The following is a 16,159-nucleotide window of genomic DNA, read 5'->3' on the forward strand; positions in this document are numbered from 1 at the left end:
TGCATGAGCATCCGCCGTACCAAAATCGTCGCCACCCTTGGCCCCGCCAGCAACTCGCCGGAAGTGATCGAACAGCTGATCCTCGCCGGCCTGGACGTGGCACGCCTGAACTTCTCCCACGGCACTCCGGACGAGCACAAGGCCCGCGCGCGCCTGATCCGTGACATCGCCGCCAAGAACGGCCGCCATGTTGCACTGCTGGGCGACCTGCAGGGTCCCAAGATCCGCATCGCCAAGTTCGCCAACAAGCGCATCGAACTGAAGATCGGTGACAAGTTCACCTTCTCCACCGCTCATCCGCTGACCGAAGGCAACCAGGACATCGTCGGTATCGACTACCCCGATCTGGTCAAGGACTGCGGCGTCGGTGACGAACTGCTGCTCGACGATGGCCGCGTGGTCATGCGCGTCGAGACTGCCACCGCAGACGCCCTGCACTGCGTGGTGATCATCGGTGGCCCGCTGTCGGACCACAAAGGCATCAACCGCAAAGGTGGCGGCCTGACCGCACCGGCCCTGACCGAAAAAGACAAGGCCGACATCAAGCTGGCGGCGGAAATGGACCTGGATTACCTGGCCGTATCCTTCCCGCGCGATGCCAGCGACATGGAATATGCCCGCAAGCTGCGTGACGAGTCCGGCGGCAGCGCCTGGCTGGTGGCCAAGATCGAACGCGCCGAAGCGGTAGCCGACGACGAGACCCTGGACAAGCTGATCCTCGCTTCCGACGCCGTCATGGTTGCCCGTGGTGACCTGGGCGTGGAAATCGGCGACGCCGAGCTGATCGCCATCCAGAAGAAGATCATCCAGCACGCTCGCCGCAACAACAAGGCGGTGATCGTGGCGACCCAGATGATGGAGTCGATGATCCAGAACCCGATGCCGACCCGTGCCGAAGTGTCCGACGTGGCCAACGCCGTGCTGGACAACACCGACGCGGTAATGCTGTCGGCCGAGAGTGCTGCCGGTTCTTACCCGATCGAAGCCGTACAGGCCATGGCCCGTATCTGCTCCGGCGCCGAGAAGCACCCGACCAGCCAGAAGTCCAGCCACCGCCTGCACACTACGTTCGAGCGCTGCGACGAGAGCATTGCCCTGGCGGCCATGTACACCGCCAACCACTTCCCGGGCGTGAAAGCGATCATCGCACTGACCGAAAGCGGCTACACCCCGTTGATCATGTCGCGCCTGCGTTCGCACGTGCCGATCTTCGCCTTGTCGCCGCACCGCGCTACCCAGGCCCGTGCCAACATGTTCCGTGGCGTCTACCCGATTGCCTTCGACCCGGCCTCGTTGCCGGCCGACAAGGTCAGCCAGGCAGCCGTCGACGAACTGCTCAAGCGCGGCCTGGTGGAGCAAGGTGACTGGGTGATCCTGACCAAGGGTGACAGCTACCACACCATCGGTGGCACCAACGGCATGAAAATCCTGCACGTCGGTGATCCGCTGGTCGGTTGATAGCGCCGAGGGGCCGCGTTGCGGCCCAATCGCCGGCAAGCCAGCTCCCACAGGCTCAGGCCTGATGCAATCCTGTGGGGCTGGCTTGGCGGCGATCAGGCCAGACTCATCACCCCCAATGCCTCAGGCATGCTCAACGAACACATCTGCGTACACCTGCCCCCGCGGCACCCCGGCAATGAACAGCCGCCGGGCAAACCGCTCTACACTCCCCGGCGCGCCACAGAGCAACGCTACCGTCTGCCGTGACGACGGGCGCAAGCTGGCAAGCGCTTCATCCAGCTGATCCGCCAGCACCAGCTCTACATTCACCCCGGGCAACGCCTGCAGCGCCTGCGCCAAATAATGCCCTGCCTGATCCCGCGCTACATGCAGCAGCCGAATCTCCCCCCGGTGCCCCTGGCGCAATGCATCGCGCAAGATGCCCCACAACGGCGCCAGCCCGGTCCCCGCTGCCAATAACCAAAGCGGCCGCTCCTGCCAGTCCGGGTCGTAATGCAAGGCTCCGCCCCTCAGCTCACCCAGGCGCAGCTCATCGCCAACCTGTAACCCCCGCGCCTTGTCACAAAAGGCACCCGGGCGCAGGCAATCGATATGAAACTCAAGGTGATCATCCTCACCCGGCAGGCTGGCCAGGGAATAAGGCCGGGCAACCTCGCCCAGCCACAGCACCACATGCTGACCCGCCTGATAACGCAGCGCTCGCTCGGGCTTTAAGCGTAAACGCAACACATCGCCGAACCAGTCCAGTGCAGTGACCTTGGCCGGCACACCATCCTGCCGAGGGTCGAACAGTGCCACGTGCACGTCTTCGACCACCCGGCACTGGCAGGCCAGGCGCCAGCCTTGGGCATGCTTGTCCAGGGCCAGGGCCTCGGGCATGGCGTCCAGCAGCTGCCCGCCCTGGCAATGCACCAGGCAGGCATGACAGCTACCGGCGCGGCAACTGTACGGCACATTCAACCCGGCCTCGTTCAAGGCATCGAGCAGGTTGCTGCCGGTCGGCACCGCCCAGCGGCGCTCGCCCACGCAAAGTTCGGGCATGTTCAGGTATCTCTTCCACTGCAGGTTGTTGGGGGCGCAAAAGAGCCACCAGAGATTTTAAGGCCAGTCACAAGTGTCAGCAGCAAAAAGGATGCCTGCCCCCCAACCGACCATGGTCCAGACCACTCGCAGGTGTTTCACGCCGTGAGGCACGCTATACTGCCGCGCCCTTTTGCGTCGGCCATGCTGCCGGCGCGCCTTTGCAAGGCGTTTCGACATGCTGGTCGGCACCGTCGAGCGTCTCTATGAATGTTCCCGTCTTTAAGAGGAGCGCGCTGCATGACCGTGATCAAGCAAGACGACCTGATTCAGAGCGTCGCCGACGCCCTGCAATTCATCTCGTACTACCACCCCGTCGATTTCATCCAGGCCATGCACGAGGCCTATCTGCGTGAGGAGTCGCCTGCTGCACGCGATTCCATCGCCCAGATCCTGATCAACTCGCGCATGTGCGCCACCGGCCACCGCCCGATCTGCCAGGACACCGGTATCGTCACCGTGTTCGTGCGCGTGGGCATGGACGTGCGCTGGGACGGCGCCACCCTGAGCGTCGACGACATGATCAACGAAGGTGTGCGCCGCGCCTACAACCTGCCTGAAAACGTCCTTCGCGCTTCGATCCTGGCCGACCCGGCAGGTGCCCGCAAGAACACTAAAGACAACACTCCGGCAGTGATCCACTACTCCATCGTCCCTGGCGACAAGGTCGAGGTCGATGTCGCAGCCAAGGGCGGCGGCTCGGAGAACAAGTCGAAGATGGCCATGCTCAACCCGTCCGACTCGATCGTCGACTGGGTGCTGAAGACTGTGCCGACCATGGGTGCTGGCTGGTGCCCGCCTGGCATGCTCGGCATCGGCATCGGCGGTACCGCCGAGAAGGCCGCGGTCATGGCCAAGGAAGTGTTGATGGAGTCCATCGACATCCACGAACTCAAAGCGCGTGGCCCGCAGAACCGTCTGGAAGAAATCCGCCTGGAACTGTTCGAGAAGGTCAACCAGCTGGGCATCGGCGCCCAGGGCCTGGGTGGCCTGACCACCGTGCTCGACGTCAAGATCATGGACTACCCGACCCACGCCGCTTCCCTGCCGGTGTGCATGATCCCCAACTGCGCAGCCACCCGCCACGCTCACTTCGTGCTCGATGGCTCCGGCCCGGCCGAGCTGGAAGCGCCGTCGCTGGACGCCTACCCGGAAATCGTCTGGGAAGCGGGCCCAAGCGCCCGTCGCGTCAACCTCGACGACATTACCCCGGAAGAAGTCGCCAGCTGGAAGCCGGGCGAAACCATCCTGCTCAACGGCAAGATGCTGACCGGTCGCGATGCCGCGCACAAGCGCATGGTCGAAATGCTCAACCGTGGTGAAGCGCTGCCGGTGGACCTGAAAGGCCGCTTCATCTACTACGTCGGCCCGGTCGACCCGGTCGGTGACGAAGTGGTAGGCCCAGCCGGCCCGACCACCGCCACCCGCATGGACAAGTTCACTCGTCAGATCCTCGAGCAGACTGGCCTGCTGGGCATGATCGGCAAGTCCGAGCGTGGCCCAACCGCAATCGAAGCGATCAAGGACAACAAGGCCGTGTACCTGATGGCCGTGGGTGGCGCTGCCTACCTGGTGGCCCAGGCCATCCGCAAGTCGAAGGTCCTGGCCTTCGCCGAGCTGGGCATGGAAGCGATCTACGAGTTCGAGGTCAAGGACATGCCGGTGACTGTTGCCGTAGACAGCAATGGTGAGTCGGTGCACATCACTGGCCCTGCCCTGTGGCAGAGCAAGATTGCCGAAAGCCTGGCCGTCGAAGTGAAGTAACCTGATGTAACTGCGGCAGCTGCTTCGCGGGCAAGCCCGCTCCCACAGGTAACGCGTAGCCTTCTGGCTTGCGCTGTCCTTGTTGGAGCGGGCTTGCCCGCGAAGGGGCCGCCACTGTCATTAAAGGACTCTCTCAAACTGCTCCGGCCAGTCCCGCCAGGTAAACACCTGCCCCTCCCGCCTCACCCGTCGCACTTCCTCCAGGTCCACCTCACACACCAGCCACTGGCTGCAGTCCGGGTTCAACTGCTCACTCAACGCCACCACGCCATCGCCCGGCATGCCGTGATCCGGCGGCACGAACAAGCCTGCCCGGCCGATATTCTCGTCCAACGCCGGCGACCAGGGCGCCACCCCCACCGTAGGGCTCTGCAACACAGCAATCTGGTTCTCCAGGGCTCGTGCCTGAGCGCCAATCCGCACCCGGTGGTAGCCGGCCTCGGTATCGGTACAACTCGGCGCCAGGATCAGGTCGGCACCACCCTCGGCCAGGCGCCGGGCCAGCATCGGGAATTCGTTGTCATAGCAGATCAGGATCCCCAGGCGGCCCAGTTCGGTCTCGAACACCTGCAGTCCCTGGCCCGCCGCGATGTCCCACTGTTCCCGCTCGAAGCGGGTCATCATCAGTTTGTCCTGGTAACCCAGCATACCCTTGGGCCCGAACAACCAGGCCCGGTTGCGGTAGCGCCCGTCGCTGTCCAGCACCGGCACGCTGCCCGGTTGCAGGTAGATCCCCCAGCGCCGGGCAAGGCTTTTACACAAGGCTTTCCACGGTTCGATCAGCGGCTGGATACCGGCAATCGACGCCTGCAGGTCACCGCGCAGTTCAACGCTCAACTGGCCGCTGAGCACCAGCCCGGCGTACTCCGGCAACAGCAGCAAGCGGGCACCCGCCTCCACGGCTTCAGCGCACAGGCCTTGCAGGTGGTCGGCGTAAGACTCCCAGGTTTCATGCAGCTCGACGGCATACTGGCAGGCCGCCAGGCGGATCATATCGGCAGTTCCTTGAGCCAGAACGACATCAGCTTGTCGGAGCTTTCTGCTTCGTCAATGTCGCGCCAGGCATAACGGGTACGCAGCGATGGGTCGTGCAGGAAGCCGCGGTTGCGCCAGAAGCCATGCAAAGGCTTGTAATCGGCGGGCCGGCGTGGGTGCACACCCGGCCGCTCGACCGCGCAGAACGCGCAGTAGTCGAACTCGGCCAGTTTGTGCGCGTAGGATTCGCGCTCGATGAAGAACCGCACCCCCAGGCCCTGGCCGCGGTATGCCGGCAGTACCAGGGACTCACCGAAGTAGTAAACGCTGGCCGGGTCGCGCCCCTGAGCCACGAAGGGCTGCTGGAATTCAGGCGCTACGTCCACCAGCGGCAGGCCGGTGGAGGCGCCGACCACCTCGCCGTCATCCAGTGCCAGCACCACCAGGCTGCGCCCGGAACGGGCGTAGCTGGCGAGGTAATCAGCTTCGTACTCCGGGGTGCCGTCGTAAAGGTAGGGGAACTCGCGGAACACACTGAGGCGCAGGCGAGCGAGGTCATCGATGTAAGGCGCGATAGCGGCGCCGTGCAACAGGCGTATTTCCATGCTTGGCGGTCGTTTTGTCGATGTGGATGACGCGCTCGGCTAAGCCGGGCTTGAGGGGAAACCCTATCATCCGTCGCAACGACCCGCCTTTTCCCTACACGACAGGTATTGTTCCATGACCGCTACCGAACTGGTAAATGCTTACTACGCCGCCTTCAACGCTGGCGACATGCAGGCCTTCCTGGCGCTGCTCAGCGAGGACGTGATCCACGATATCAACCAGGGCGAGCGGCAGATGGGCAAGGCCAGGTTCGCCGCGTTCATGGACAAGATGAACCGCTGCTACCGCGAGCGCCTGGCCGATATCGTGGTGATGCAGAACGCCGACGGCAGCCGTGCAGCGGCAGAATTCACGGTGCAGGGTGAATACCTGGCCGATGACGAAGGGCTGCCGGCGGCCAACGGGCAGACCTACGTGCTGCCGGCGGGGGCATTCTTCTATATCCACTGCGGCAAGATTGCCCGGGTGACCAACTACTACAACCTCACTGACTGGGTTGAGCAGGTAGCCTGAAGCCTGTTTGAGCCGTGTTGGCTGCACTGGCCTCTTCGCGGGTAAACCCGCTCCCACAGGGACCCACTGAACCTGAGAAGTGTGATGTACCCGCGAAGAGGCCCTGTCAGGCGATGCGGGTGCCCAGCACCTTCAGGAATGCCGCCAGCCAGGCAGGGTGAGCCGGCCAGGCCGGCGCGGTGACCAGGTTGCCATCCACATGCGCCTGGTCCACCGCAATATCGATGAACGTGCCGCCCGCCAGGCGTACCTCCGGTGCACACGCCGGGTACGCACTGCATTCGCGCCCCTCCAGCACGCCAGCCGCCGCCAGCAGTTGTGCGCCATGGCACACCGCCGCAATCGGCTTGCCGGCCTGGTCGAATGCCCGCACCAGCTCCAGGACCTTCTCATCCAGGCGCAGGTACTCCGGCGCGCGGCCACCCGGGATCAGCAGTGCGTCGTAACCCTCGGGCCGCACCCGCACAAAGTCATAGTTCAGGGCAAAGTTGTGCCCAGGCTTTTCGCTGTAGGTCTGCTCACCCTCGAAATCGTGAATCGCGGTGCGCACGGTCTGCCCCGCCAGCTTTTCAGGGCACACTGCATGCACCGTGTGGCCGACCATGCTCAGCGCCTGGAAGGGCACCATCGCTTCGTAATCCTCGACGTAATCGCCAACCAGCATCAAAATCTTCTTCGCCGTCATCGCACCCACTCCTTCGATTGCCTTGGGACAGTCACTGCACGATAGCCGCTCTCAGTCGCGACGGTCGAGCAAGTTCACCACCAGGCGATCGAGCCAGCCCCACACCCGCTGCTTCACCCGCCGCCACAACGGCCGGGCATGCCAGTGAGCCAGGTCGATTTCCTCGCTCAGGGCAAAGTCGCGCTCGAAGCTGGCGACCACGGCGGCCGTCAAAGGCGGGTCCAGTGCCTCGATGTTGGCCTCAAGATTGAAGCGCAGGTTCCAGTGGTCGAAGTTGCACGACCCCACACTCACCCAGTCGTCCACCACCGCCATTTTCAGGTGCAGGAAGCACGGCTGGTATTCGAATATCCGCACCCCCGCGCGCAGCAGGCGTGGATAGTAACGGTGCCCGGCATACCGCACCGAAGGGTGGTCGGTGCGTGGGCCGGTCAGCAACAGCCGCACGTCAAGCCCTTTGCTGGCCGCACGGCGTAACGAGCGGCGTACGCTCCAGGTGGGCAAGAAGTATGGCGTTGCCAGCCAAACCCGCTGCTTGCCACTGTTCAGCGCCCGTACCAGCGCATGCAGGATGTCCTGATGCTGACGGGCGTCGGCATAGGCTACCCGGCCCATGCCCTGCCCCTGCGCAGGTACCTTGGGCAGGCGCGGCAAGCCAAAGCCCTCGGCCGGGCGCCAGGCGGTGCGGCGGTTGTTTGCCTGCCACTGGCGGTCGAACAGCAGTTGCCAGTCAGTCACCACCGGGCCTTGCATCTGCACCATGACCTCGTGCCAGTCGCTGCTCGGCTCACCCGGCGTCCAGAACTCGTCGGTAACCCCTGTCCCGCCCACCACGGCCCAGCGCTCATCCACCAGCAACAACTTGCGGTGATCGCGGTACAGGTTGCGCAACCCGCGCTTCCAGCGCAGGCGGTTGTACCAGCGCAGGTACACGCCCGCGTCCAGCAGGCGCTGGCGCAATTTGCTGTTGAACGCCAGCGAACCATAGTCATCGAACAGGCAGCGTACCCGCACGCCACGCCGGGCGGCCTGCTCCAGCGCCTCGACCACTGCATCGGCACAGGCGCCAGCCTCTACCAGGTACAGCTCCAGATCGACCTGGAACTCGGCGCGCACAATCGCCGTGAGCATCCGCGGAAAGAACTCGGGTCCGTCGATCAGCAGTTCGAACTGGTTGCCATCCCGCCAGGGGAAGACCGGCCCCGGCATGTCAGCGAGCGGTGAAGATCAGCACCGCATTGACCGGTACCGACGGGTTGATGGATTTGAGCTTGGCGAATTTACGCAGGCTTTCCAGCCCCGGCAGCAGGCCGAAATCCTCGGCACGCAGCACCAGTGGCTCAAGTGTCACCACCTGGAACCGCCGCGCATCCAGACGGGTGGCCAGCAACAGCGCATTGTAGCTGTGCGATTGGCCATGCAGGGTAACTGTCAACGGCAGGCGCAACTCGATCTGCGCGCCGTCGGCCAGGTCGTTGATCGGCCGCAGGTCGATGTGCGCCCGCACGGTCGCCTCGGCAAAACGCTCGACCTCGAACAGGCTGTCGCGCATCTGCTCATCGCGCAGCGGAATACCACTGCTGACCGAATCCATCTCGATCCGCAGCCCGGCCGTGCCCTTGCGATCGACACTGCCGTGCAACACCAGAAAACGATGGACTTCGGCGGTATCACCGTTCTTGCCGGTCACGAACGACAGGCGCGAAGACTCGCCATCAAGATGCCAGTTGGCATGGGCGGGCAGGCACAAAGCCAGCAACAGGGCGGGTAGCAGGCGGGGCAACTTGAACATGACTGATCTCGTGAAACCAAGCCGCCAACCTTACCCGCCCACCTTCACGGCAGCAAGCGGCAGCCCTCGCGAGGGCCTTGCCAGGCAGCCTGGTTGCGCTGGCCAAGGCCCTCGGCGGTAACCAGACGCTGCAGGCTGTTTTCCTCCAGCCGGCGCAACGGCAGCCATTGCTTCACGTAGCCCCGGCAGTACGCCTCGTCGAAGCCCATGACGAAGCGGCACGAGCAGTACTCCTTGGCCGAGTAAGCCGAGAGAATGCCCGGGAAGTCTGCCAGCGCCTGGCGCTCCAGCCACGCCCAGCCGAGCAAGGCGAGCATGGCCAGCAACAGCGCACGCCTCATGCACCCTCCTTGGGTAACGCCGCCAACACCCGCTTCAGCAGTTCGTCATGACGGTAGCTGCCGTCACGGTCATCGCCGTAACGCACGATAACCAGCTTCTGCGAAGGCAGCACATATAGCGCCTGGCCCCAATGACCCAGGGCGGCGAAGGTATCGGCGGGCGCACTCGGCCAAGGCCGATCGGCGCCGGTCAGCGGTTGGTTGAGCCACCAGTGGCCGCCGGGGTTGGCCTCGCCGGGCAGCGCTTCGGCCTGGGCAAAGGCTGTACGGTTGAAGGCCACCCAAGCCCGGGGCAACAGTTGTTGGCCCTGCCAGCGCCCGTCGCGCTGCATCAGCAAGCCAATGCGCGCCAGGTCGCGGGCGGTGAGGTACAGGTAGGAAGAACCGACATAGGTGCCTGCCCGGTCACGCTCCCACACGGCACTGTCGATACCCAGTGGGTGGAACAACGCCTGCCAGGGGTAGTCAGCATACTGCCCGGCGTCAAGCATGCCGCGCAGTGCGGCGGCCAGCAGGTTGCTGTCGCCGCTGGAGTAGAGGAAGCGCTGACCGGGGCTGGCCGCCGTACCCCGCGCAGCGGTGTAGGCGGCCATGTCCTCGCGGCCGCGGGTATACAGCATGGCCACCACCGAAGACTTGAGCGGGGCATATTCGTAGTCTTCCTGCCAACTCAAGCCACTGGCCCAGTGCAGCAGGTCGACCATGCGTACGTCCGGGTGGGTGCGCATGGCCGGGTAGAAGCGGCTGACCGGGTCTTGCAGCTGGAACCGGCCCTGGCCCTGAGCCACGCCCAGCAGCGTGGCCAACACGCTCTTGCTGATCGACCAGGTGAGGTGCGCGGTGGCAGCGCTGGTGGGGGCGCTGTAGCGTTCGTGGAGAATACGGCCGTCGCGGATGATCAACAGGGCGTCGGTACGGATGCCTTTGCGCTCTGGCACGGAGGTTGCGGGGAACGCGTAGGCGTCAACGGCTTGAAAGTCGAGGCTGGCAGGGTCGATCAGCCAGTCCGGCTGGGGCCAATCTTCTGCCCAGGCACACCCCGTAACCAGCGCCAGTGTCAGCAGGAGTGCCTTCATCGTGTTCGCCTTCTTTGGGGCCGCTTTGCGACCCCGGGGTTCATCGAATCACAGCAAACTATCAGGCATTCATGACAATCCCGCAGCAGCCCAAGCCTTGCTCAGCCGCTTCTCTCGCGCCGCCATGGCCAGCGCCATCACCCCCTGGTCACGCTGCCAAAGCTCGGCCCAATGTGCCGGCCCCGCCGCCAACGCTGCGTCGATCTCCCCCCGCAGCGCCTGAAACTGCGCAAACAACCCGCCCAGCAGCAAATGGCAGCCCGGGCTGTCGGCACACTGCCGGCTACCCTCGGCACACCCGGCCAACAGCCCCAGCAGTTGCAGGCGCAAACCCTGCGGCCAGCCACACGCCTGCCCCACGCCATACAACCAGGCCGTCAGCGCCGTAAGTACGTACAAGTCCTCCAGCGAGCGGAACGGTTTAACGTAGGCATCCCAACCGTCACCGGCCAGCAGCTCGCACGCGGCCTGTTCCAGCAGCAGCCGGCCGTGGCCCACTTCCGGCATCAGCGGCAAGGTCGGCAGCGGCTCCAGCGTCACCCCCGGCTCGCCGGGGTAAACCACTGCAAGTTTCAAGCGCGGCGCCGCACCTGCCGGCTCGCTGCGCGCCGCCACCAGCAGCCACTCTGCCTCAAGCCCAGCGGTGACGAAATCCTTGCTACCCGTCAGCCGCAAACCGTCCAGCCGCGTGTGCATGTCGGCCGGCCGCACGCTGCGCCGCTCCGTGGCACACAACGCGCCAAGGCTGGGCGGCGCACTGGGCCACAGCACGCGCAAGGCCGCCTGGTAACCCACCAGGAAGGCCAGGCCCGGGGTGGGCATCGCGCGCCCGCCCAGTACCGCCAGTTCGAGCGGCGCAACCGGGCCAAGGCGCTCTAGAAGCGCGGCATAGGTTTCGCCCAGGGTGCCCGCCAGCGCTTGGCGTAGCGGGTCGTTGAGTCGTTGCAACCAGGCCATGAAACAGCTCCTTGCCGGGGGGCATTCGATGAAGGCTCAGGGGGTGTCACGCAAGCATCACCAAAGGTTCACAGGGGTGACACCGCGTCTACCTAGGCTGACTTTGCACAACAAAGCCGACCGGCCGCAACCCTTCATGGCTGGCTTATGGAGACTCGTAATGACTCGGATCGCTCACGCTGGCGACAACAGCACCGAACGCCGTCTGCAAGCCGAACGCCTGGTTGGCGCCGCGGCGCTGCAAGAGGCCCAGGCCCTGCGCTACAAAGTGTTCAGCGCAGAATTCAAGGCCAAGCTCAAAGGTGCCGAACATGGCCTGGACATGGACGACTACGACGTGCACTGCCGCCATATTGGTGTACGCGACCTGAGTACCGGCAAGCTGGTTGCCACCACCCGCCTGCTCGACCACCAGGCGGCCAGCAGCCTTGGCCGCTTCTACAGCGAAGAAGAATTCAGCCTGCACGGCCTGGTGCAACTGCAAGGCCCGATCCTTGAACTGGGCCGCACCTGCGTGGCCCCCGACTACCGCAACGGCGGCACCATCGCCGTGCTCTGGGGCGAACTGGCCGAGGTCCTCAACGAAGGCCGCTACAGCTACCTGATGGGTTGCGCCAGCATCCCCATGCAGGACGGTGGCGTGCAGGCCCATGCCGTGATGCAGCGCCTTCGCGAGCGCTACCTGTGCACCGAACACCTGCGGGCCGAGCCGAAGAAGCCGCTGCCGAACCTCCCGCTGCCCAGTAACGTCATCGCCGAAATGCCACCGCTGCTCAAGGCCTACATGCGCCTGGGCGCCAAGATTTGCGGCGAGCCGTGCTGGGACGAGGACTTCCAGGTGGCCGACGTATTCATTCTGCTCAAGCGCGACGAGCTGTGCCCACGCTACGCCCGCCACTTCAAGGCGGCGGTCTGATGGCCAAGCTGCGGGTACTGGCCCGCCTCTGCAGACTGATGCTGGTATTGCTGCTAGGCATGCTGATGGCCAGCGTTATCGCCGTGGGCGAGCGGCTGGGCATCAAGGCGCCGATCGAGCGACGCCAGCGCTGGAGCTGCCTGTTCATGAAACGCCTGGTCGCCGCCCTGCCCTTCGATGTGCGGGTAGTCGGCGAGCTGCCTCAGCGCCCTATGCTGTGGGTCAGCAACCATGTTTCCTGGACCGACATTCCGCTGCTGGGCATGCTGCTGCCGCTGTCGTTCCTGTCCAAGGCCGAAGTACGCCATTGGCCAGTGGCCGGCTGGCTGGCGGAAAAGGCCGGCACCCTGTTCATTCGCCGTGGTGGTGGTGACAGCCAGCGCTTGCGCGAGCAAATTGCCGGGCAATTGGGCCTGGCCCGCCCGTTGCTGATCTTCCCCGAAGGCACCACCACCAGCGGTCGCACCCTGCGTACCTTCCATGGTCGCCTGCTGGCAGGCGCCATCGACCGTGGCGTGGCGGTGCAGCCGGTGGCTATCCAGTATTTGCGTGACGGCCAGATCGACCCGGTTGCGCCGTTCATCGGTGATGACGACCTGGTGTCACACCTGCTGCGCCTGTTTGCCCAGCCCCGCGGCGAGGTGTGCATTCACCTGCTGGCGCCGATTGGCAGCGTGGGCAAGGAGCGCGCGGCGCTGGCGGTGCAGGCGCAGCAGGCGATCCACCGGGCGCTGTTCGGGGAGGACGACGTCGAGTTTGCCCCACGGCGGCAGGCTCGAGCTGCCTGAGCTTTTTGCACTGTCCGTGCAGGCTTGGGGTTGTCAGGTGTTCGCCATGGCATCTTCAGCGCCTGTGAAATCGAGCGCCGCCCGCGCGGCGCTCGATCTCACAGGCGCTGCATACCTTATGACCAGAACCTGTCAGCCCTGATGCGATCCCTTTGCGGCAAGCCCGCGAAAAAGGGCAATACAAAACTAACGGCCAGACACCCGCCGTGCCGCCGCAAACGCCTGCAACTGCGGGTAAAACTCGCGGAAATCCGCCATCAGCGGCTCATACAGCCGTTCCAGCTCAGTCATGACCCCAGCCATCCCCTCGGGCCGCGACAACCTTCGGGCAATGCCGTTGAACACCTGCTCCAGCGTGGCGAACTCGCCATACGCCCCTAACCAGTCATCCGCTGCCATGAAGGGCGCAATCCGCGCCAGCCGCCCCGGCAAATCCGGCTCCGCCAGCAGCACCCGATAAAAATCCCCGGTGAACTGATCCAGCGGCTGCTCGGCATAGTCGCCCCAGTGCCGCGCCAGGCAATGATCGAAGAACACATCCAGCACGATCCCGGCAAACCGCCGCCGCTCGCGCGGAAAACGCGCCAGCGCCGCCAGTACCAAAGGGTGTTGGTCGGTGTAGCTATCGATATGCCGGTGCAGCCGAATGGCCGCCTCCAGCGCAGGCGGAAAACGCCCAGCCAGCGAACCTTTGACGAAGTCACCATACAGGCTGCCCAGCAGTTGTTGCGGCGCCGGGCCGCCCAGGTGCAAATGTGCGAGGTAGTTCATGTGGGCATTCTAGCATCGCCCCTGTCTATATCGTTGTAACGCGATATAGCGATTCGTACTCAGCTCAGAACCTCTTCATATTTGTATATCGGAATTCTACGATTTATATTTCGTCCTATCGCGATATACCGCTACAACGAGCCAACCCCATGCCACTCGATCTCGACGAAATCATAAAAGCGCTGGCCCATCCGGTCAGGCGAGAAATCCTCAGCTGGCTGAAAGACCCGGCAAACCAGTTCCCCGACCAGTACCACAGCACCGAAAACGGTGTGTGTGCCGGGCAGATCGACCAGCGCTGCGGCCTGTCGCAGTCGACCGTTTCTGCCCACCTGGCCACCTTGCAACGCGCCGGGCTGATCAACAGCCAGAAGATTGGCCAATGGCACTTCTTCAAACGCGACGAAGCCACCATCCAGGCGTTCCTCGAACAACTGCGCCAAGCGCTTTGACCAGCAGGTAACCGATATGACCACGCTTTTCGATCCGATCACCCTGGGCGACCTGCAATTGCCCAACCGCATCATCATGGCCCCGCTCACCCGCTGCCGCGCCGACGAAGGCCGCGTGCCCAATGCGCTGATGGCCGAGTACTACGTTCAACGCGCCAGTGCCGGGCTGATCCTCAGCGAGGCGACTTCGGTCAGCGCCATGGGCGTCGGCTACCCGGACACCCCCGGCATCTGGAACGATGAGCAAGTGCGTGGCTGGAACAACGTGACCAGGGCCGTACACGCCGCTGGCGGGCGCATCTTCCTCCAGCTGTGGCACGTTGGCCGCATTTCCCACCCCAGCTACCTCAACGGTGAGCTGCCAGTGGCCCCCAGTGCGATCCAGGCCAAGGGCCACGTGAGCCTGGTGCGCCCACTGAGCGACTACCCCACCCCGCGTGCTTTGGAAACCGAAGAAATCCTCGACATCGTCGAGGCTTACCGCAGTGGTGCCGAGAATGCCAAGGCTGCTGGCTTCGATGGCGTGGAGATCCATGGCGCGAACGGTTACCTGCTCGACCAGTTCCTGCAAAGCAGCACCAACCAGCGCACCGACCGTTATGGCGGCTCGCTGGAAAACCGTGCGCGCCTGCTGCTGGAAGTGACCGATGCGGCCATCGAAGTGTGGGGCGCCAACCGCGTAGGCGTGCACCTGGCGCCGCGCGCCGATGCCCACGACATGGGCGATGCCGACCGCGCCGAAACCTTCACGTATGTCGCCCGCGAACTGGGCAAGCGTGGCATCGCCTTCATCTGCTCGCGCGAGCGGGAAGCTGACGACAGCATTGGCCCGCTGATCAAAGAAGCGTTTGGCGGCCCGTACATCGTCAACGAGCGCTTCGACAAGGCCAGTGCCAATGCGGCCCTGGCCAGTGGCAAAGCCGATGCGGTGGCGTTTGGCGTACCGTTCATCGCCAACCCCGACCTGCCGGCGCGGCTGGCGGCGGATGCGCCGTTGAACGAGGCACATCCCGAAACCTTCTATGGCAGGGGGCCGGTGGGTTACATCGATTACCCGCGGTTGTGATCGAGGGCCATTCGCGGGCGTGCCCGCGAATGAAGCTCAGGTGATGTCACGGCCGGGCACTGATCTGCTGCTGCAGGTTCTGGATCTGGCTCTGCAAGGTATTCAGGTTCCGGGTCATCTGCGCCCGGAACGCATCGAACTCCTGCACCGAGGCGCCACCCGCCGACGAAGCAGCCGGGCGGTTGTCGATCTGGCTCTTGAGCACGACCATGTCCTGCTCCAGGCTCTGGATAGCCGCACTCGGGTTACCCTGCTTCTTCAGCGCTGCCACTTCGCTGCCCAGGCTCTTGAGCTGGCCGTCCAGCTTGCCGCCATCCACCTGCGCAGCCTTCAGTGCGGCAACCTGTTCATTCAGAGCCTTGAACTGGCCGTCCAGCTTGCCACCATCGACCTGCCCCGAGCGCAACGCAGCCAGTTCACCATTCACCAGTTTCAACTGCGCCTGCAACTGGCTTTGCAGCTCGGTCACGGCTTTCTGCTGTTCGCGGGTATCGGCCAGCACCTGCTCCAGGCGCTTGCCCAGGTCGCCGGTCTGCCCGGCCACACCCTTCTGCAACTCGCGCAGCTGCAACTTCAGGGCCTCGCTGCTGGTAGTCGCACCAGACTCGCTGGCCGCCACCTTGCCACTGATCGCCTGCAGGCGCCCGGCTGCTTCTTCACTGATACGGGCAAAGCTTTCCTGGGTCGCCACCAGTTGCTGCTCCATCAGCGAGATCTGCTGGAAGCTCCACCAGCCCAGCCCAGCCAAGGCAATGAACGAAGCCACGAGCAATGCCCACAGTGGTGCCGTGCTGGCGCCACGGGCGGCTTTCTGGCGGCTGCGCACCACGTGCGCTGGCATCAGTTCGTCATCATCAACGGTGCCCGCCCGCAAGGTGGGCACGTCGTCGTAGTCATCGTGAGCATGGTTACGCAT

18 protein-coding genes are annotated in these 16,159 nt (G+C 64.4%); 7 read left to right on the forward strand and 11 right to left on the reverse strand.

Translation table 11 applies throughout. The annotated features are described in order from the left end of the window. Positions 1-3: 3 nt before the first annotated feature. Complete coding sequence (gene pyk, locus OO258_RS17260; RefSeq protein ID WP_110742660.1) at positions 4-1,458, forward strand: pyruvate kinase; 1,455 nt, start codon at positions 4-6, stop codon at positions 1,456-1,458. Positions 1,459-1,581: 123 nt separating this feature from the next. Here pyk and OO258_RS17265 read toward each other — a convergent pair whose 3' ends face one another. Next, complete coding sequence (locus OO258_RS17265) at positions 1,582-2,502, reverse strand: iron-sulfur-binding ferredoxin reductase (RefSeq protein ID WP_266031836.1); 921 nt, start codon at positions 2,500-2,502, stop codon at positions 1,582-1,584. A 279-nt stretch (positions 2,503-2,781) separates the two neighbouring features. Here OO258_RS17265 and OO258_RS17270 point away from each other — a divergent pair, with 279 nt between their 5' ends. After that, positions 2,782-4,305 carry a fumarate hydratase gene (locus OO258_RS17270; RefSeq protein ID WP_016488901.1) on the forward strand — a complete coding sequence of 508 codons (1,524 nt, stop codon included), beginning with the start codon at positions 2,782-2,784 and terminating at the stop codon, positions 4,303-4,305. Between the two features lie 120 nt (positions 4,306-4,425). Here OO258_RS17270 and OO258_RS17275 read toward each other — a convergent pair whose 3' ends face one another. Both OO258_RS17275 and OO258_RS17280 read right to left on the reverse strand, forming a co-directional pair. After that, complete coding sequence (locus OO258_RS17275) at positions 4,426-5,298, reverse strand: carbon-nitrogen hydrolase family protein (RefSeq protein ID WP_266031837.1); 873 nt, start codon at positions 5,296-5,298, stop codon at positions 4,426-4,428. Then, a complete protein-coding gene (locus OO258_RS17280; protein WP_266031838.1) occupies positions 5,295-5,885 on the reverse strand; it encodes a GNAT family N-acetyltransferase in 591 nt (196 codons plus the stop codon). The genes OO258_RS17275 and OO258_RS17280 overlap by 4 nt, the downstream gene beginning before the upstream one ends. 115 nt (positions 5,886-6,000) lie before the next feature. Here OO258_RS17280 and OO258_RS17285 point away from each other — a divergent pair, with 115 nt between their 5' ends. After that, on the forward strand, positions 6,001-6,399 hold the full coding sequence (locus OO258_RS17285) for a nuclear transport factor 2 family protein (RefSeq protein ID WP_266031839.1): 399 nt from the start codon (positions 6,001-6,003) through the stop codon (positions 6,397-6,399). Positions 6,400-6,505: 106 nt separating this feature from the next. On the opposite strand, the gene OO258_RS17290 is transcribed toward OO258_RS17285, so the two are convergent. From OO258_RS17290 to OO258_RS17315, 6 genes are all read right to left on the reverse strand, one after another. Then, positions 6,506-7,084 (reverse strand): DJ-1/PfpI family protein, encoded by a 579-nt coding sequence (locus tag OO258_RS17290; protein WP_266031840.1) that lies wholly within the window; start codon positions 7,082-7,084, stop codon positions 6,506-6,508. A 51-nt stretch (positions 7,085-7,135) separates the two neighbouring features. Then, positions 7,136-8,293: a phospholipase D-like domain-containing protein gene (locus OO258_RS17295; protein ID WP_110742654.1), complete on the reverse strand. Its 1,158-nt coding sequence runs from the start codon at positions 8,291-8,293 to the stop codon at positions 7,136-7,138. Between the two features lies 1 nt (position 8,294). After that, positions 8,295-8,876 (reverse strand): YceI family protein, encoded by a 582-nt coding sequence (locus tag OO258_RS17300; protein WP_266031841.1) that lies wholly within the window; start codon positions 8,874-8,876, stop codon positions 8,295-8,297. Positions 8,877-8,920: 44 nt separating this feature from the next. Then, positions 8,921-9,217, reverse strand: coding sequence for an amidase (locus OO258_RS17305; RefSeq protein WP_266031842.1), 297 nt, complete (start codon positions 9,215-9,217; stop codon positions 8,921-8,923). Continuing rightward, positions 9,214-10,293, reverse strand: a complete 1,080-nt coding sequence (locus OO258_RS17310) for a serine hydrolase domain-containing protein (protein ID WP_266031843.1) — start codon at positions 10,291-10,293, stop codon at positions 9,214-9,216. Before OO258_RS17310 ends, OO258_RS17305 begins: the two co-directional genes overlap by 4 nt. 69 nt (positions 10,294-10,362) lie before the next feature. Further along, positions 10,363-11,250 carry an acyl-CoA dehydrogenase gene (locus tag OO258_RS17315; protein ID WP_266031844.1) on the reverse strand — a complete coding sequence of 296 codons (888 nt, stop codon included), beginning with the start codon at positions 11,248-11,250 and terminating at the stop codon, positions 10,363-10,365. Positions 11,251-11,410: 160 nt separating this feature from the next. Here OO258_RS17315 and olsB point away from each other — a divergent pair, with 160 nt between their 5' ends. Beyond that, positions 11,411-12,166 (forward strand): L-ornithine N(alpha)-acyltransferase, encoded by a 756-nt coding sequence (olsB, locus tag OO258_RS17320; protein ID WP_266031845.1) that lies wholly within the window; start codon positions 11,411-11,413, stop codon positions 12,164-12,166. Then, on the forward strand, positions 12,166-12,954 hold the full coding sequence (locus tag OO258_RS17325) for a lysophospholipid acyltransferase family protein (protein ID WP_266031846.1): 789 nt from the start codon (positions 12,166-12,168) through the stop codon (positions 12,952-12,954). Before olsB ends, OO258_RS17325 begins: the two co-directional genes overlap by 1 nt. Before the next feature lie 186 nt (positions 12,955-13,140). Here the strand turns inward: OO258_RS17325 and OO258_RS17330 are convergent, their stop codons facing one another. Beyond that, positions 13,141-13,725 carry an ACP phosphodiesterase gene (locus OO258_RS17330; protein WP_266031847.1) on the reverse strand — a complete coding sequence of 195 codons (585 nt, stop codon included), beginning with the start codon at positions 13,723-13,725 and terminating at the stop codon, positions 13,141-13,143. Positions 13,726-13,874: 149 nt separating this feature from the next. Here OO258_RS17330 and OO258_RS17335 point away from each other — a divergent pair, with 149 nt between their 5' ends. Both OO258_RS17335 and OO258_RS17340 read left to right on the forward strand, forming a co-directional pair. Then, the gene (locus tag OO258_RS17335) at positions 13,875-14,177 is read left to right on the forward strand and encodes an ArsR/SmtB family transcription factor (protein WP_110742646.1); all 303 of its coding nucleotides are present in this window, start codon (positions 13,875-13,877) and stop codon (positions 14,175-14,177) included. Between the two features lie 16 nt (positions 14,178-14,193). Further along, on the forward strand, positions 14,194-15,243 hold the full coding sequence (locus OO258_RS17340) for an alkene reductase (RefSeq protein ID WP_110742645.1): 1,050 nt from the start codon (positions 14,194-14,196) through the stop codon (positions 15,241-15,243). Between the two features lie 46 nt (positions 15,244-15,289). Here the strand turns inward: OO258_RS17340 and OO258_RS17345 are convergent, their stop codons facing one another. After that, entirely contained in the window at positions 15,290-16,159 is an 870-nt protein-coding gene (locus tag OO258_RS17345; protein ID WP_266031848.1) for an ATPase, read from the reverse strand.

It is taken from the genome of Pseudomonas sp. DCB_BI (genome assembly GCF_026240995.1).
GTDB lineage: Bacteria > Pseudomonadota > Gammaproteobacteria > Pseudomonadales > Pseudomonadaceae > Aquipseudomonas.

Coding starts and splice junctions, on each gene's coding strand:
- OO258_RS17305 (WP_266031842.1), bottom strand. CDS start 9,217: ATGAGGCGTGCGCTGTTGCTGGCCATGCTCGCCTTGCTCGGCTGGGCG.
- OO258_RS17295 (WP_110742654.1), bottom strand. CDS start 8,293: ATGCCGGGGCCGGTCTTCCCCTGGCGGGATGGCAACCAGTTCGAACTG.
- OO258_RS17270 (WP_016488901.1), top strand. CDS start 2,782: ATGACCGTGATCAAGCAAGACGACCTGATTCAGAGCGTCGCCGACGCC.
- OO258_RS17290 (WP_266031840.1), bottom strand. CDS start 7,084: ATGACGGCGAAGAAGATTTTGATGCTGGTTGGCGATTACGTCGAGGAT.
- OO258_RS17300 (WP_266031841.1), bottom strand. CDS start 8,876: ATGTTCAAGTTGCCCCGCCTGCTACCCGCCCTGTTGCTGGCTTTGTGC.
- OO258_RS17315 (WP_266031844.1), bottom strand. CDS start 11,250: ATGGCCTGGTTGCAACGACTCAACGACCCGCTACGCCAAGCGCTGGCG.
- OO258_RS17275 (WP_266031837.1), bottom strand. CDS start 5,298: ATGATCCGCCTGGCGGCCTGCCAGTATGCCGTCGAGCTGCATGAAACC.
- OO258_RS17285 (WP_266031839.1), top strand. CDS start 6,001: ATGACCGCTACCGAACTGGTAAATGCTTACTACGCCGCCTTCAACGCT.
- OO258_RS17325 (WP_266031846.1), top strand. CDS start 12,166: ATGGCCAAGCTGCGGGTACTGGCCCGCCTCTGCAGACTGATGCTGGTA.
- OO258_RS17330 (WP_266031847.1), bottom strand. CDS start 13,725: ATGAACTACCTCGCACATTTGCACCTGGGCGGCCCGGCGCCGCAACAA.
- OO258_RS17310 (WP_266031843.1), bottom strand. CDS start 10,293: ATGAAGGCACTCCTGCTGACACTGGCGCTGGTTACGGGGTGTGCCTGG.
- OO258_RS17340 (WP_110742645.1), top strand. CDS start 14,194: ATGACCACGCTTTTCGATCCGATCACCCTGGGCGACCTGCAATTGCCC.
- pyk (WP_110742660.1), top strand. CDS start 4: ATGAGCATCCGCCGTACCAAAATCGTCGCCACCCTTGGCCCCGCCAGC.
- olsB (WP_266031845.1), top strand. CDS start 11,411: ATGACTCGGATCGCTCACGCTGGCGACAACAGCACCGAACGCCGTCTG.
- OO258_RS17335 (WP_110742646.1), top strand. CDS start 13,875: ATGCCACTCGATCTCGACGAAATCATAAAAGCGCTGGCCCATCCGGTC.
- OO258_RS17345 (WP_266031848.1), bottom strand. CDS start 16,159: ATGCGTAACCATGCTCACGATGACTACGACGACGTGCCCACCTTGCGG.
- OO258_RS17265 (WP_266031836.1), bottom strand. CDS start 2,502: ATGCCCGAACTTTGCGTGGGCGAGCGCCGCTGGGCGGTGCCGACCGGC.
- OO258_RS17280 (WP_266031838.1), bottom strand. CDS start 5,885: ATGGAAATACGCCTGTTGCACGGCGCCGCTATCGCGCCTTACATCGAT.